This is a genomic window from Anaerostipes faecalis (assembly GCF_018982945.1).
In the GTDB taxonomy this organism is placed as follows: domain Bacteria; phylum Bacillota; class Clostridia; order Lachnospirales; family Lachnospiraceae; genus Anaerostipes; species Anaerostipes faecalis.
In genome coordinates this window covers 507,549-523,719 of the sequence record NZ_JABRXE010000001.1, presented here as the reverse complement: position 1 = coordinate 523,719, position 16,171 = coordinate 507,549, and the positions used below count along the sequence as shown (strand labels likewise).

Here is a 16,171-nt window from a genome sequence, read left to right as displayed (position 1 = left end):
AAAAACGTGGGTTTTATAATGCACCAGGCGGGAGTCGAACCCGCGGCCAACAGCTTCGGAGGCTGCCACTCTATCCACTGAGTTACTGGTACATAAGCTATATTATATTACAATAACTCTAATTATTTTGCAAGTCCTTTTTCTTTAACCACAATGGACCTTCTCCTGGCACAAAACTTCCATCTCCAATACCCAGTGCTGATTTTGCCAACATATCTGCCATATCATTATACTTGTCATTGGAATGCCCTTTAACTTTTATAAATTTTACCTGCAGTTTCTTTTCTATTTCCTGATAAAACTCCCGATAAGCACGTGTACCCTCTTTGTTTGTTTTCCATTCCCCGATACACCATTTCTCAATACCTTCATAATCATAATAAATAGCAATTTTTTGAAATCCATTCTCCAGTGCATATGTCATAGCAGACTGGGCTCCTTTAATTTCTCCAGCTACATTTCGCATGGTTGCAAGATCTTGATCATTATATTTCTCGGCAAAATATTTTTCATTTCCTTTATATAAAAGAACCATTCCATAGGAAAATGCTTTTACTGTCTGATCAAAACTCCCATCCACATAAGCAATTAAAGTATCATCATCTATTATCATCTGTTTATGAGAATCTATATTCATAAATTCTCTTGCTTCATCCAAAGTTTTAAAACTTTTATAACGAGCACCTTTAAAGCCAGATGTCTGCGCCTTACACTCATCCCATGTTTCATAAATCCCAGGAGTTCTTCCTGCTTTTACTGCATAATATTTTTTTCCCATAATTTCCTTATCCTGTTTTTCTGTAATAAATCGAAAGCTGCAATATCCAATGACATTACAGCTTTATTTTACAGAGAATTCAGTGGACAAATCCACTTTTCCATTCCATTATTACCACAATTTACTTTCCATTTCAGATTAATTGTTAATCCCTGTCATTTCCTCCAAACAGAAGTACCAGTCTTAACAAACTCAGCAATGCTGATGCTGCTCCTGCCACATAAGTTAATGCTGCCGCTGATAATACTTTTCTTGTCTGATCAACTTCCTCACCATACATAATCCCTGTATTACCTAAAATTTTTAAAGCTCTTCCTGATGCATTAAATTCTACCGGAAGCGTAATCAGCTGAAAAATAACTGCAAATGAAAATAAAATAATTCCAACATTAATCAATGTCTGATTCATACTCAAAAAGATTCCTGCAATAATAAAAACCCATGACAAATTAGATCCAATATTAACAATAGGAACCAATGCACCTCTAACCGTTAACGGAACATAACCTTTCTGATGCTGTATGGCATGACCACATTCATGAGCTGCAACTCCAATAGCAGCAATGGAATCAGAACCGTATGTTACGTCTGAAAGACGAAGAGTCTTACTTCTTGGATCATAATGATCTGTAAGATTTCCTCTTACTCTTTCCACAGAAACATCATAAATACCTGCCTGGTTTAATATTCTTTCTGCCGCCTGAGAACCTGTTAATCCACAATGACATCTCACTCTTGAATATCTGCGAAATGTTGAATTCATTTTAGAGGATGCAATCATACAGATAACAGCACCAATAATGATTAAAATATACGTTTTATCAAAATAAAAACCATATGGGTAGTACATAATCGTTTCCTTCTTTCTTTAACTTCTTTTGCAATTATACCGTTAGTATATAACTAAATCAATAGAGTTTATACTTATTTTAGAATCCTTTCATATATTATCATAATTTTAATACTTTCATAAAATATTTATATCAAAAATAATCTTCATGATATTCCAATTATTCAAGACTCGCTCGCGAGTCTTGGCGCGGAATTCGGGTCTGCATAGCAGACATACTTCCAATCCGAATTCCTGCGCATCCTCGCGGAGCGTATATCAGATGGGGAATTGAAACCCACCACTGATACATAATTGTTGCTCACCGCCTACAGAGGCGGGAGTCATCCCTCATCTGATATACCATGCAAAAATCAGGTGCGCAAAGCACACCTGATTATGAGCTAATTTTTTAACTTCCCCGATTCTTGATTTCCTGTTCGCTTCGCTCCCCTGCTTCGCAGTGCTCGGTACACCGAGACAGGAAATCAATTATGGTTCCTCGTAATTTTGCCTGCAAATACAACACTTCGTGTTCTGCTTGCGCAAAATTACTCGTCCCAGTTGTGATATACTTCTTGAACGTCATCGTCTTCATCAAGTAAATCCAGTGTCTTCTGGATGTTTTTGATGTCTTCTTCACTGGTTAATTCTACCATTGTTCCTGGAATCATGGTTACATTGGCATCTGCCATCGGAATTCCTTCTGCTTCTAATGCTTCACGCACAGTGCTGAAATCATCTGGTGTTGTTAATACTTCAAAACTGTCTTCTTCTTCAACAAAATCTTCTGCTCCTGCATCCAGTGCGATCATCATTAAATCATCTGATTCCATTTCGCATTCTTCTTTGTCAATAATGATCTGTCCTTTTTTCTCAAACATATAAGATACACATCCTGGTGTTCCTACATTTCCATTTCCTTTTGTAAAAGCATTTCTAACGTTTGAAGCTGTACGGTTTTTATTATCTGTTAATGTTGCAACGATAATAGCTACTCCGCTTGGTCCGTATCCTTCATATGTAATCTGTTCATAATTAACAGAATCAGCATCTCCTGCTGCTTTTTTAATTCCACGTTCGATAGTGTCATTTGGCATATTATTTGCTTTTGCCTTTGCAATTACATCACGAAGTCTGCTGTTATTATCTGGATCTGGTCCTCCTTCTTTTACTGCAACAGCAATTTCTCTACCGATTACTGTAAAGATTTTTCCTTTCTTTGCATCATTTTTTTCTTTTTTGTGCTTAATGTTTGCAAATTTACTGTGTCCTGACATCTGTATCTTCCTTCCTTTTCCTTTTTTCTACTTTTACCTGTTTAATCATTTTTTCATGGATATCTACAGATTTGAATGAATATCCTTCGTAAATGATTTCTATTTCTTCATTGTCTTCTGGTAAATGTCCCAGCTGATCAATTAAAAAGCCATTTAGTGTTTCAATATCATCTGTATGAAATTCTATATTTAATAATTCTTCAACTTCTTCCAGTCGAGTGCTTCCTCGCATAAGATAAAGATCCGCCCATCCAAGCTTGGTAATATCCTTATCCTCAACATCATACTCATCCAAAATATTTCCTACAATAACCTCCAGCATATCCTCCATAGATACAATTCCTTCGGTCTGGCTGTATTCATCGATAATAATAGCCATGTGAATTTTCTTTGTCTGCATTTCCTGGAATAAATCAGACAAATTCATGGTTTGATGCACATAAAATGGCTCCCTGGCAATCTCAGAAAGCTTTTCTTTTCTTTTATTTAAATATGCATCCATAACATCTTTTAAATATAAAACTCCAATGATATTATCAATATCATCTTCATACAATGGGTATCTGGAATAAGGTTCATCAATCATATAGTTTAAAGCCTTTTCAATAGGCATGGAAACATCAATTGCTGAAATCTTCTTTCTTGATGTCATTACATCTGTGACATCCTTATCTCCAAATTCAAAAATATTTGTTATCATTTTTGCTTCATCTTCCAGAATTGCCCCCTGCTCATGACCTTCATTGACAATATTCATGATTTCTTCTTCAAATTCATTATCCTCTTCTTCGTCATGTTCCTGTTCAGAAGCTTTTACTTTCTTTTTTTGTTCTTTTAAACTGTCTTTTTGCTTCCAAAAAATACACCCCAGTGCAAATCCTATTACTGCAGCTGCCAGTATCAAAATCAATAGCATCGAGGCATTCATTTCTCCCATAATTATTTTCTCCTTCTTGCAAAAATTAATTTTTGGTATCGGTTACCAAAAGTAAGATTTAGATAAATATACCATTTTCGCAGAAAAAGGTCAATGTTCCCACATTATGTATCAAGACTCAGACTGATTCGTAATGCTCGATCCACCTGGTCCAAAAAAGAACAGCTCAGGTGACAGACCTTTTCCCGAAGTCTGCTTTTATCTATTGTTCGAATTTGTTCCAGCAGAATGACCGAATCCTTTTCCAGCTGACATCTTCTGCAGTCCAGCGGCACATGAGTTGGTAGCTTTGCCTTATTCATCTTACTTGTAATGGCTGCGCAAATTACCGTTGGGCTGTACCTGTTTCCGGCATCATTCTGCAAAATGATTACTGGGCGAATTCCACCTTGTTCAGATCCGATAACAGGTCTCAAATCAGCATAAAATATATCTCCTCGCTTAATTACCATAAGCTATCACACTCTCCATTTCTTTCTTTTTATTATTTTATGAAGAGTATTCTCTTTTCTTTCAAAAGTATTCAAAAAAAACTTTTGATTTTAAAAAATCTTTAATACCGGAACCAATCGACATATTCTTACATATATTCAATGGCTTCTTTCATCTCACCGTTCTGAATATAGACTCTTGGTACTCTCTTACTTATGCCACAAACAAATTCATAGTTGAATGATCCTGCCATATTTGCAACTTCTTCAACAGAAATATGGTTTTCGCCATCATTTCCAACTAAGGTGACATCATCCATAACAGATACTCCTTCAATATCTGTTACATCTACCATAAACTGATCCATACAGATTCTTCCGATAATCGGAGCATACTGTCCATGTATCAAAACCCGTCCTTTGGAAGACAAAGCTCTTGGATATCCATCCGCATATCCAACTGGAATTGTAGCAATCTTTGTTTTTCTTTTTGTAATAAACGTATGATTATAGCTGACTCCTTCACCAGGTTCCACTTCCTTTACATGTACAATATGTGTCTTTAAGGACATAGCCGGTTTTAAATTTAAGACATCCTTAGCCACTTCTTCTGACGGATATAAACCATAGGTAATAATACCTGAACGTACCATATCCATTCTCCACTGATCCATATCAATAATGGAAGCGCTGTTGGAAACATGTTTAACCGGAATATCAATATTCTGTTCTTCCAGCCACCCTATAAATTTATCATATTCAGCTTTTTGTTTTTTTGCAGAATCCTTATTTTCTTCATCTGCACAGGCAAAATGTGTAAAAATACCTTCAATTTTAATATTAGGAAGCTTAGAGATCTTTATAACAGTTTCCAGAGATTCTTTTGTAGGCTTAAATCCAATGCGATTCATTCCAGTATCAAGTTTAATATGCACTTTTGCATCTTTTCCCAGTGCAACTGCTATTTTTGACAAGGATTCTGCCATTTCATAACAAAATACCGTTGGCTGGATTTCATATTGAATCAAAGCACCATATTGATACTCAGAGGTATATCCTAAAATTACGATAGGCTGTTTAATTCCATGATTTCTAAGAGTAATTCCTTCTTCAATGATGGCAACTGCAAATGCATCTACACCAATTTCATTTAAGGCTTTTGCAATAGGCACTGCTCCATGTCCATATCCGTCAGCTTTAATAACTGGCATAACTTTTACATCTGGTCCTATTACTCTTTTTACTTCGTTTATATTATTGCAGATTGCATCCAGATCGATAACTGCATGCACCCGGTAATACTGATTCATATTCTCCTCCTGTTACATCTTTTATGTGTTTTAAAATATCTGACGCTATCATGCTATATGGACCCTTTTCATCTCTTGCGGCATTTCCTGCAAGTCCATGAAGATACACACCCTTTATGGCTGCCTCATAGGAAGACATTCCAGAACCAAGAAGCCCGGCAATCATTCCAGCCAGAACATCTCCGCTTCCGCCTGTTGCCATTCCATGATTTCCACTTTGATTGATATATAGCAAATGAGATTTTTCTGTCACTACTGTTGCTGCATCTTTTAACACAGCCGTTCCATGGTACTTTCGGGCAATGTCCTCTGCTGCCTGACAGATATCTTTTTTTATTTCTTCCAGCGGCTTTGACAACAGTCTGGCACCTTCCATAAGATGAGGTGTCAAAATAAGACCGTATTCATATTGTACATCCATTTGATACCTGCTGATAGTATTCAACCCATCTGCATCGATGATCAATGGCTTTTTCCCATGCTCCATTATATACTGCAGCATATCTCTGGTCTGTTCTGATACCCCGATTCCCGGTCCAAACAAAATACAGTCACACCATTCCAAAGATTCTTTCAGCTGGTTTCTTGTTCCAAAAAGGCACTCTGGCAGCCTTGTTTGTAATATTCCTCGGTTTGATTCGTCAGAAAGAATCTTTACCAGTCCGGCTCCCATTCTTAAAGCAGCTTCTCCTGCAAAAGCCGCTGCTCCTGACATGGTTTCATTACCTGTTATCATAAGGATTTTACCATAAGTTCCTTTATTGGAATCATTGGCCCTCGGCGGCATTATATTCCTTTCATCCGCAAATGTAAAGGCACTTGCATATTCTTGTATGGTCTGATCATGAAATCCAATAGATACCAGTTTTGTATTACCACAATAATCTTTGCCCGGATACAGCAAATGACCTCTTTTTAATCCTCCAAATGTCACTGTTACATCAGCATTCACTGCACAGCCAAGAACTTTCCCGCTGTCTCCGCTGATTCCAGAAGGAATATCAATGGAAATAACTTTCTTTCCAGACTGATTAATCTGTTGAATTACCTCTTTGAAAATGCCTCCTACTTCTCTTGATAGACCCACACCAAAGATTCCTTCAACCAAAAAATCATATTTTTCATATTTCACATCATCAACAGGATAAAATCCTAGATTTTCTAAAATTGAAAGTTGCAGTTTTAAATCTTTTGAAGCCTTTTCTACATTTCCAACAACAGTAAAATCTATCCTATATTTCTGTTCAAGGAGAATCCTTGCCGCAGCCAGTGCATCTCCTCCATTATTTCCTGTACCTGCAATTATCAAAATACGACTTTCTTTTTTCGCATATTCTTTCACCACATTTGCCACAGCCTCTGAAGCTCTCTCCATTAACACTAAGCCCGGAATTCCTATTTGATCAATAGTTTTTCTATCAATATCCTGCATTTCTTTATTTGTCAAAACATATTTCATAAGCACTCTCCTATCGCAAATGCCTGTGTATATTTCCCTGTATTTGTAATGGAAATATGAATTTTTTCAATTTTAAGATTTTCCGCCATTTTTTCTGCCTGTCCATACAATTTTACATATGGTTTACCTTTATGATCTCTAAGTACTTCTATCTCATTTGCTTCTACACCGAAAAAGCCGGTCCCAAATACTTTGGAAACGGCTTCCTTTACAGCAAAATTACCAGCTAAAGTCGTAGCATTATTATTTGCATCGGATAATTCATTTGTCGTAAATATTCGATTCAGAGTTTTATGCCTTGAGATCATTTTCTGAATCCTGCTGATTTCTACCAGATCTGTTCCTATCCCGACAATCATCTTTCTTACTCTCCATTCTCTTCCCGATTATGTATATTGTAAGTCAATGTCATTAAACTTTCAGCAAGATGTACATTTTCTACTGTAACATTTTCCGGAAGATGCAAATCCACTGGAGCGAAGTTCCAAAATCCTCGAATACCCCATTCAACCATCTTTTTAGCTATACTTGGAGCCTGGTCTTTTGGAAGTGTCAATGCTGCAATCTTGATATTATGGTGTTTGATATAATCTTCCATATCATCAATATCCAGCACTTTAACTCCACGAACAGAAATACCTATCAGTTTTGGATTGACATCAAATAACGCCATTACTTTGTATCCATAATCTTCATTGAATGACTGATAATTCGCAAGGGCCTGTCCCAGGTTTCCTGCTCCGACAATAATCATATCATTTCTCTTATCCAGCCCTAAAATTTTTCCAATTTCGGTGTACAGATTTTCCACATTATATCCGTAGCCCTGTTGTCCAAATCCTCCAAAATTATTTAAATCCTGGCGTATCTGAGATGCTGTTACCATCATACGTTCACTCAGTTCCTTAGAAGAAATTCTGGTAATATTTTTTGCCTTTAATGCACCAAGATATCGGAAATATCTTGGAAGACGTTTTATTACAGCTGATGAAATATTTTTATTTGTATTTCCCATTTTATTTCCTCCAAACTTTATTTCTATTTTAATTATATAAGATTGTCTAATAACTGTCAATCTTTCTCATTAGTTTCCAAATGAAAATTATTCCATTTTATATGAAAATATGATATTCTGAATTCTAGTGTCTTCATTGAAAATAATATTTTATATAATAGAAGGAGTTATTGACTTATGATTTTATCATGCCAGAATATTTGTAAAACATTTGTCGAAAAACCTGTTTTACAGAATATTTCATTCCACTTAAATGAAAATGACCGACTGGCGATTATCGGATATAACGGTGCAGGAAAATCCACATTATTAAAAATTCTCGTTGGAGAAATAAGTGCAGATGACGGAGAAGTATCCATGAAAAAAGATACATCTCTAGGATATCTGGCACAGCATCAGAATCATAGCTTTCACCATACAATCTTTGATGAACTGCTTTCCGTAAAGCAGGAAATAATTGAACTGGACCATGAAATGCGAACATGCGAACACGAAATGCAACATTTAAGTGGTGAAGAACTTGAGCAGAAAATGAAACAATATACCAATGCCACCCATCGTTTTGAACAGTTAAATGGATTTGCATACAAAAGTGAAATTACCGGGATTTTAAAAGGACTTGGATTTTGTGAAGAAGATTTCCAGAAACAGATCAGTACATTATCAGGAGGGCAAATGACACGTGTAGCCCTCGGAAAACTTCTATTGAAAAATCCTGATGTTTTATTACTGGACGAGCCTACCAATCATCTGGATGTAGAATCCATTCGATGGCTGGAAAATTACCTGTCCCATTATAACGGAGCGGTGATTATCGTATCCCATGACCGCTATTTTCTTGACAAGATTGTCAACAAAGTTATGGAAATCGAACTGGGAAAATCTATGCTTTTTGATGGAAATTATTCTCAATTTATTCAAAAACGAGATCAGATCAAAGCTATCCGCCAAAAGGAATATGAAAATCAGCAGCAGGAAATTAAACACCAGCAGGAAGTTATCAAAAAACTAAAGCAATTTAATCGCGAAAAATCCATTCGACGTGCTGAAAGTCGCGAAAAAGCCTTAAATAAGATGGAAATTCTTGAGAAACCAATGGAATATAATTCTGATATGCGTCTTATCATTGAACCTGAAGTAATCAGCGGTAATGATGTTCTGACATTAAAAGATGTGAAAAAATCATTCGGCTCAAAGCCTCTGTTTGATCATATCAGCTGTAATATTTTTAGAGGTGAACGTGTTGCTCTGATCGGACCAAATGGTACTGGAAAAACAACATTATTGAAAATCATATGTAAAAAGATCAGTAAAAACAGTGGTCTGATTCAGCTTGGGGCTGGTGTATCTATCGGATATTATGACCAGGCTCAAGATAACCTGGACGATTCAAAAACAATTTTTGATGAAATATCCGACTCATATCCAGACCTTACAAATACAAAAATACGAAATACTCTGGCAGCATTTCTGTTTTATGGAGAAGATGTTTTTCGACCGATATCTTCTTTAAGCGGAGGAGAAAAAGGGCGTGTATCTCTGGCAAAACTAATGCTTTCTCATGCCAATTTTCTGATTCTGGACGAGCCTACAAACCATTTGGATATCCATTCAAAAGAAATATTGGAATCTGCCATGAACGCTTATACAGGAACAATTTTTTACGTTTCTCATGATCGCTATTTTATTAACAAAACATCTACCCGTATTCTTGAAATTTCTGATAGCGGATTGACATCTTATACTGGTAATTATCAGGATTATTTAAAACAAAAAGAAAAAGAAGCCATTATTACTGCAGATAATAACCCGGCAGAAGAAATCACGGAATCCAAGCTTGACTGGCAGCAGCAGAAAGAACTTCAGGCAAAACAGCGGAAAAAGGAAAATCGCCTAAAAAAAGTCGAAGAACAAATCACACAGCTAGAAGAACGCCAGTCTGAGATTGAAGAACAAATGGCACTGCCAGAAATTGCTACAGATGTTGCAAAACTAATGGAGCTCGGTAATGAGCAGGCTTCTATTACTGATTCTCTGGAAGAATTGTATGAAGAATGGGAAACCCTTTGCTAATTTTGTAAAAAGGGGTATAATTAGAGAAATCATAATAATTATATGGAGGTTATCATGAAATTATTATCCTTTGTAGTACCTTGCTATAACTCTCAGGAATATATGCGTCACTGCATTGACACACTTTTACCAGGTGGCGAAAATGTTGAAATTTTAATCGTTAATGATGGTTCTTCTGATCATACTGCAGCAATTGCAGATGAATATCAGAGAAAATATCCTACTATTTGCCGTGCCATCCACCAGGAGAATAAAGGACACGGCGGCGCAGTCAATGCCGGAATTGCCAATGCCACCGGCATATACTTAAAAGTTGTAGACAGCGATGACTGGGTTAATCAGGCAGCCTATGACAAAATCATGGATACTTTATCTAGTTTCTATGAAAAAGGAACTGTTCTTGACATGCTTCTTGCAAACTATGTTTACGAAAAACAGGGTGCCAGAAAAAAAACTGTTATCCATTATCGTCATGCCATTCCTCACAATAAAGTATTCTGCTGGAATGATGTAAAACGATTTCCTATTGGACAGTATATTCTTATGCATTCTGTTATTTATCGTACAGCACTGCTTCGGGAATGCCAGCTAAAACTTCCAGAACATACATTTTATGTTGACAACATTTATGTATATAAACCACTTCCATATGTAAAAAACATGTATTATCTGGATGTAAATTTCTACCGCTATTTTATCGGTCGAGATGATCAGTCTGTAAACGAAATAAATATGATTAAGAGAATCGATCAGCAGTTTTTAGTTACAAAAATTATGATTGATTATATGGCTGGTTTCAACATCACCACCAAACCTCTTGCCCGTTATATGCGGCATTATCTGTCTATCATCATGTGTATTTCTTCTATTATTGCCTTGAAATCAGGCAAGCCGGAGCATATTCAGATGAAGAAAGAATTATGGAAATATCTATATGATAAAGATAAATCTCTTTATCGTAAAATCCGCCACAGTATTGTTGGCTATGCAGTAAATCTTCCAGGAAGAGGCGGAAGAAAAACAACCATTGGTATATACAAAGCCGCGAGAAAATTTATCGGTTTTAATTAATTTTCTCACCCCACATCTGATGTATCCTTTTTCCCTGCTGTACGTATTCTATAATATAACAGTAGGGAGAAATCTATGTTACAATCCATCTCAGAACAAATTCATGCAGATCTTGCTCATAAACAGGGTCTTATGGGAAAAGGAATCGGTATTGCTTTTCTGGATACCGGTCTTTTTCCCCATAAAGACTTTGCTCCAGCTGATCATCGTATTGCTGCATTTATTGACTTTGTCAATCATAAAACCAAATACTATGACGACAATGGACATGGTACTCATATTACCGGAATAGCAGCTTCTTCCTGTCCTTATGGCAATGATATTCTTGGGATTGCTCCGAAATCACACATTATCTCATTAAAAGTTTTAAATTCTTTTGGAAATGGTATTCCATCCGCTTTTATCCGCGGTCTGGATTGGATTCATACAAACTATCAGAGTTATGATATTCGAATCGTAAACATCTCCATAGGCACTGCGCAAACCAACGAAGATGAATCTTCCAGAGAGATTCTTCGCTATGTGGATCAATTATGGGATGATGGTCTTATCGTTTGTATTGCCGGAGGCAATCACGGTCCAGGTCCTCAGAGTATCTCTATTCCCGGAAACAGCAGAAAAATCATCACCGTTGGTTCCAGCGATGACTTTATGAAAATCATAGGTAATTACCGCTTTTCCAGTCACTATTCCGGAAGAGGACCAACTCGTTCTTGTGTTATGAAACCCGATGTTGTAGCACCAGGAACAAATATTTATTCCTGCAGTATCAACAACCACTACACTATAAAAAGCGGTACTTCAATGGCAACCCCTGTGGTTTCCGGTGCAATGGCACTTTTAATCGAAAAATATCCATATTACACCAATAAAGACGCAAAACTAAAATTAAAAAACAATTGCGACCAATTAAAAACCCCCAGACACCATCAGGGCTGGGGGAAAATCAATCTAAAAAAATTATTAGACCTCTAACAGGAATTCACACAATACCTGATTGCTGATAAGAATTCCTTTTTCCGTCAATGATAACATATCATCCTTTTCTTGCATCCATCCGCAGCCTATGGCTTTCTCTATTACATTCCTATAAAAATAATTCATAGGCTGATGGAATTTTTGCCTAAATTCTGTTCTTGATACCCCTTTGGTTTTACGAAGCCCCAAAAACATAAATTCTTCTATTTGTGCTTCCAAGGTTAAGGGTTTGGTTTCTTCAAACACTTTTGGAAAATAATCGGTTGCCAGATATTCATTCATAGAAAAAGAATTTTCAAAACGTTTTTCATCCAGATATGAAGCTGCATTAAGTCCTACTCCCAGATAAGGAATCTGTGACCAGTAACCCAGATTATGTATACACTCATAGCCCGGCTTGGCATAGTTAGATATCTCATACTTTTCATAACCATACTCTACAAGAATTTCTCCAGTCATCTTGTACATGGAAACTTCGTCTTCTTCTGACGGCAAATATAATCCAATAGATTCATCTTGTGCGAACCTTGTTCCCTCTTCAATGATCAGACTATATGCAGAAATATGCTCAGGCTTCAATTCTGCTACATTTCTAAGTGTTTCCTCATAAGATTTTATCGTCTGTTTTGGAATTGCACTCATCAGATCTACATTAATATTCTCAAACCCGGCTTTTCGTGCATCATAATAGCTTTCAAGAAACTCCTCATAAGTATGAATTCTTCCAAGATAAGAAAGTTCTTCCTGCCTTGTACTTTGAAGTCCAAAACTGATTCTACTAATTCCCGCATCATAATACATTCTTAATTTTTCAGCATCTACCGTTCCTGGATTAGCTTCTATGGTAACTTCTGCATTTTCCATGACAGAAAAGGATTGTCTGATAATCTGACACAATTTCTGAATATAAACTGCATCAATGGAAGATGGGGTCCCTCCTCCAATAAAAATTGTAGAAATCTTTCTGTCGCCGTCCAAATGATTGCCCCATTGTTCCAGTTCCTGATAAAGCTTTTCCATATATAACTTGACTGTAGTTTCTGATGCCTGAAAAGAACAAAAATCACAATAATTGCATTTTTGTATACAAAAAGGAATATGAACATATAATTCCAATTCTTTAGTCTTCATCCAGTTTTAACACACTCATAAATGCTTCCTGTGGAATTTCTACACTTCCAACCTGACGCATTCTCTTCTTTCCTTTCTTCTGTTTTTCCAACAGCTTTCTTTTTCTTGAAATATCTCCTCCATAACATTTTGCAAGAACGTCTTTTCTCATTGCCTTCACCGTTTCACGGGCAATAATTTTGCTTCCAATAGCTGCCTGAATAGGTATTTCAAATAAATGTCTTGGTATTTCTTCTTTTAATTTTGAACACATCTTTCTTCCACGTTCATAAGCAGTATCTTCGTGAACAATAAAAGATAAAGCATCCACTTCTTCTTTATTTATGAGAATATCCAATTTCACCAGTCTGGCTGTTTCATAACCCTTCATTTCATAATCCAGAGAGGCATATCCTCTGGAACGTGATTTTAAAGCATCAAAGAAATCATAAATAATCTCATTTAAAGGCAGTTCATATCGAAGAAGCGCTCTCGTTTCTTCCATATATTCCATTCCAAGATATACACCTCTTCGTTCCTGGCAAAGTCCCATAATGGCACCAACAAACTCAGAAGTCACCATGATTTCAGCCGTAACAATCGGTTCCTCCATATGATCAATCTCTGATGGATCCGGCAGATTGGATGGATTAGTCAATTCAATCATCGTTCCATCTGTCTTATATACACGGTAAATAACACCTGGTGCTGTAGTCACCAGATCCAGATTATATTCTCTCTCCAGACGTTCCTGAATGATTTCCAGATGTAGTAATCCTAAAAATCCACATCGGAATCCAAATCCAAGTGCAATGGAAGTTTCCGGTTCAAACTGAAGTGCAGCATCATTTAACTGAAGCTTTTCCAATGCATCTCTTAAATCCGGATATTTTGCTCCATCTGTTGGATATAATCCACAGTAAACCATTGGATTGACCTTTTTGTATCCAGGCAACGGCTCTGCACATGGATGATTCAAATCAGTAATGGTATCACCCACTCTGGTTCCCTGTACATCTTTAAGACTTGCCGTCACATACCCTACCATTCCTGCTGTTAACTCATCACATGGAATAAACTGTCCTGCACCAAAGGTACCTACTTCTACAACTTCTGCAGATGCACCTGTGGCCATCATTTTCATCTTGGTTCCTGCTTTAATTGTCCCTTCCTTAATTCGTGTGAAAATAATAACCCCTTTGTATGCATCATAAATACTATCAAAAATCAATCCCTGCAAAGGTCCTTTTGAATCTCCTTTTGGAGCTGGAATTTTTGTTACAATCTGTTCAAGAACCTGCTCCACATTCAGCCCGCTTTTCGCTGATACCAATGGAGCATCTTCGGCATCAATTCCAATAACATCTTCAATTTCAGCTTTAACTCTCTCTGGATCTGCACTTGGTAAATCTATTTTATTGATAACAGGCATAATCTCCAGATCATGGTCCAATGCCAGATAAACATTTGCCAGTGTCTGTGCCTCTATTCCCTGCGCCGCATCAACAACTAAAATAGCACCTTCACATGCTGCAAGGCTTCGAGATACTTCATAGTTAAAATCAACATGTCCCGGAGTATCAATAAGATTAAAGATATATTCTTCTCCATCATCAGCCTTATATACAATACGTACTGCCTGAGACTTAATTGTAATTCCTCTTTCTCTTTCCAGATCCATATTATCCAGAACCTGTTCCTGCATTTCTCGATCGGTTAATGTTCCCGTCATCTGAATAATACGATCAGCTAACGTCGATTTCCCATGATCTATATGTGCAATAATACAAAAATTTCGAATCTTACTCTGATCTATAGCCATATGTTCCTCCTAAATAAATCAAGTACGCCCCGGCGTACCTGCCGTGAATGGCGTTAACTTATTTAGTATAACACATCATTTAATAATTCAGCAAGTAAACTCATAGATGCTTTTGCCTGCTTTACTGTATTGTTTTGTGCTCCAACCTCTACAAGAAGACTTCTTCCTCGATAATGCAGATTATATCGATATCCTTTAATATATATTTTTCTCGTGAATCCTGGATATTTCCTTGCTGCCTGTGCCTGAAGCTGCAAACTAAATGCAAGATTTTTTTTCTTATTTATATTTTTTAAATACTTTATATCACCATTAGTTGCAGTACGGCTAATTCCATTAAAAAACATAATCTGTGCCATTTTTCTGCCATTTTGAGTAGTAATAAGTTTTGTGCTTTCTTTCACTCCATCTCTGTGAAGATCAATGATAACCTGTATTTCAGGATATTTTTTTAAATATTTCTCAATAGATACTGCTGCATAATTATATGCTCTGGAACGCTCTTCTTTTCCATTTTGCATATCATAAATCCTTCGATCATGTATTACACTGATACCTTTCTTTTTTAGATTTTGAGCCAGCGCATCACCTACACCTATTACTGTATCACTTTTTTTCCCTGGCCTGCTGTCTTTATACTGCTCGCTTCCATGAGTATGATAAATAAGGACCTGAGGAGACGAGGTTTTTTTCAGACTTAAATCCATATTCATTAATTGTTTTCCATTTATCTCACTATTTGTAACGGTTGTCGTACTGTCAATCTGATAAATGTACTTTCGCAAATACTGAGAATTTTCCCAATTTTTTATATGAAATTTTTTGCCGGATGTCTCAACCTCCTCTACGTGACCATCCGTTTCCTCATCGTCTTCAAAATAATAATAATTTTCTGATACCAGATCCAGCCCGGATGTTTTTTTATAATCTTCACTAAATTGAAGTACAGGTGCAGCCTCTTCCTTATACATGGCAATAATTTCGGACAATACGTCTCCATACAGGGACTGCTCTTTTTTATAAAGCACTGGAAACATTTCCCTTTCAAGACAATGGTAGAACCCATTTATCACCTCTG

15 protein-coding genes and 1 tRNA gene are annotated in these 16,171 nt (G+C 36.6%); 3 read left to right on the top strand and 13 right to left on the bottom strand.

The genetic code is table 11. The features are described from left to right. Window positions 1-19 precede the first annotated feature (19 nt). The 10 genes from KTB61_RS02535 to KTB61_RS02490 form a co-directional block, all read right to left on the bottom strand. Window positions 20-92, bottom strand: a tRNA-Arg gene (locus KTB61_RS02535). 26 nt (window positions 93-118) lie between these two features. After that, window positions 119-778 (bottom strand): ribonuclease H1 domain-containing protein, encoded by a 660-nt coding sequence (locus tag KTB61_RS02530; RefSeq protein ID WP_075758837.1) that lies wholly within the window; start codon window positions 776-778, stop codon window positions 119-121. Between the two features lie 145 nt (window positions 779-923). Continuing rightward, on the bottom strand, window positions 924-1,628 hold the full coding sequence (locus tag KTB61_RS02525) for a zinc metallopeptidase (RefSeq protein WP_075758839.1): 705 nt from the start codon (window positions 1,626-1,628) through the stop codon (window positions 924-926). Window positions 1,629-2,158: 530 nt separating this feature from the next. After that, window positions 2,159-2,887: a YebC/PmpR family DNA-binding transcriptional regulator gene (locus KTB61_RS02520; protein WP_075758841.1), complete on the bottom strand. Its 729-nt coding sequence runs from the start codon at window positions 2,885-2,887 to the stop codon at window positions 2,159-2,161. Then, the gene (locus KTB61_RS02515) at window positions 2,871-3,824 is read right to left on the bottom strand and encodes a transporter associated domain-containing protein (RefSeq protein ID WP_075758843.1); all 954 of its coding nucleotides are present in this window, start codon (window positions 3,822-3,824) and stop codon (window positions 2,871-2,873) included. The genes KTB61_RS02520 and KTB61_RS02515 overlap by 17 nt, the downstream gene beginning before the upstream one ends. 104 nt (window positions 3,825-3,928) lie before the next feature. Further along, window positions 3,929-4,276, bottom strand: a complete 348-nt coding sequence (locus KTB61_RS02510) for a type II toxin-antitoxin system PemK/MazF family toxin (RefSeq protein WP_075758844.1) — start codon at window positions 4,274-4,276, stop codon at window positions 3,929-3,931. Window positions 4,277-4,404: 128 nt separating this feature from the next. Beyond that, window positions 4,405-5,565 (bottom strand): alanine racemase, encoded by a 1,161-nt coding sequence (gene alr / locus KTB61_RS02505; protein WP_075758846.1) that lies wholly within the window; start codon window positions 5,563-5,565, stop codon window positions 4,405-4,407. Next, entirely contained in the window at window positions 5,510-7,024 is a 1,515-nt protein-coding gene (locus KTB61_RS02500; protein WP_216696723.1) for an NAD(P)H-hydrate dehydratase, read from the bottom strand. The genes alr and KTB61_RS02500 overlap by 56 nt, the downstream gene beginning before the upstream one ends. Beyond that, entirely contained in the window at window positions 7,021-7,383 is a 363-nt protein-coding gene (acpS, locus tag KTB61_RS02495) for a holo-ACP synthase (protein ID WP_075758849.1), read from the bottom strand. The genes KTB61_RS02500 and acpS overlap by 4 nt, the downstream gene beginning before the upstream one ends. A gap of 5 nt (window positions 7,384-7,388) precedes the next feature. Then, on the bottom strand, window positions 7,389-8,039 hold the full coding sequence (locus tag KTB61_RS02490) for a redox-sensing transcriptional repressor Rex (protein ID WP_075758851.1): 651 nt from the start codon (window positions 8,037-8,039) through the stop codon (window positions 7,389-7,391). 177 nt (window positions 8,040-8,216) lie between these two features. On the opposite strand from KTB61_RS02490, the gene KTB61_RS02485 reads away from it, so the two are divergent. The 3 genes from KTB61_RS02485 (at window position 8,217) to KTB61_RS02475 (ending at window position 12,158) form a co-directional block, all read left to right on the top strand. Further along, window positions 8,217-10,112 (top strand): ABC-F family ATP-binding cassette domain-containing protein, encoded by a 1,896-nt coding sequence (locus tag KTB61_RS02485; protein WP_075758852.1) that lies wholly within the window; start codon window positions 8,217-8,219, stop codon window positions 10,110-10,112. A gap of 54 nt (window positions 10,113-10,166) precedes the next feature. After that, window positions 10,167-11,183, top strand: a complete 1,017-nt coding sequence (locus KTB61_RS02480) for a glycosyltransferase family 2 protein (RefSeq protein ID WP_075758854.1) — start codon at window positions 10,167-10,169, stop codon at window positions 11,181-11,183. A 75-nt stretch (window positions 11,184-11,258) separates the two neighbouring features. After that, on the top strand, window positions 11,259-12,158 hold the full coding sequence (locus KTB61_RS02475) for a S8 family peptidase (protein WP_075758856.1): 900 nt from the start codon (window positions 11,259-11,261) through the stop codon (window positions 12,156-12,158). Here KTB61_RS02475 and hemW read toward each other — a convergent pair. The 3 genes from hemW to spoIIP all read right to left on the bottom strand — a co-directional run bounded on the left by hemW (window position 12,147) and on the right by spoIIP (window position 16,130). Then, window positions 12,147-13,292, bottom strand: a complete 1,146-nt coding sequence (gene hemW / locus KTB61_RS02470) for a radical SAM family heme chaperone HemW (protein ID WP_216696722.1) — start codon at window positions 13,290-13,292, stop codon at window positions 12,147-12,149. The genes KTB61_RS02475 and hemW overlap by 12 nt on opposite strands. Beyond that, window positions 13,282-15,093 (bottom strand): translation elongation factor 4, encoded by a 1,812-nt coding sequence (gene lepA, locus KTB61_RS02465; RefSeq protein ID WP_216696721.1) that lies wholly within the window; start codon window positions 15,091-15,093, stop codon window positions 13,282-13,284. Before lepA ends, hemW begins: the two co-directional genes overlap by 11 nt. A 62-nt stretch (window positions 15,094-15,155) precedes the next feature. Then, window positions 15,156-16,130 carry a stage II sporulation protein P gene (gene spoIIP, locus KTB61_RS02460; protein WP_230973575.1) on the bottom strand — a complete coding sequence of 325 codons (975 nt, stop codon included), beginning with the start codon at window positions 16,128-16,130 and terminating at the stop codon, window positions 15,156-15,158. Between the last annotated feature and the right edge of the window lie 41 nt (window positions 16,131-16,171).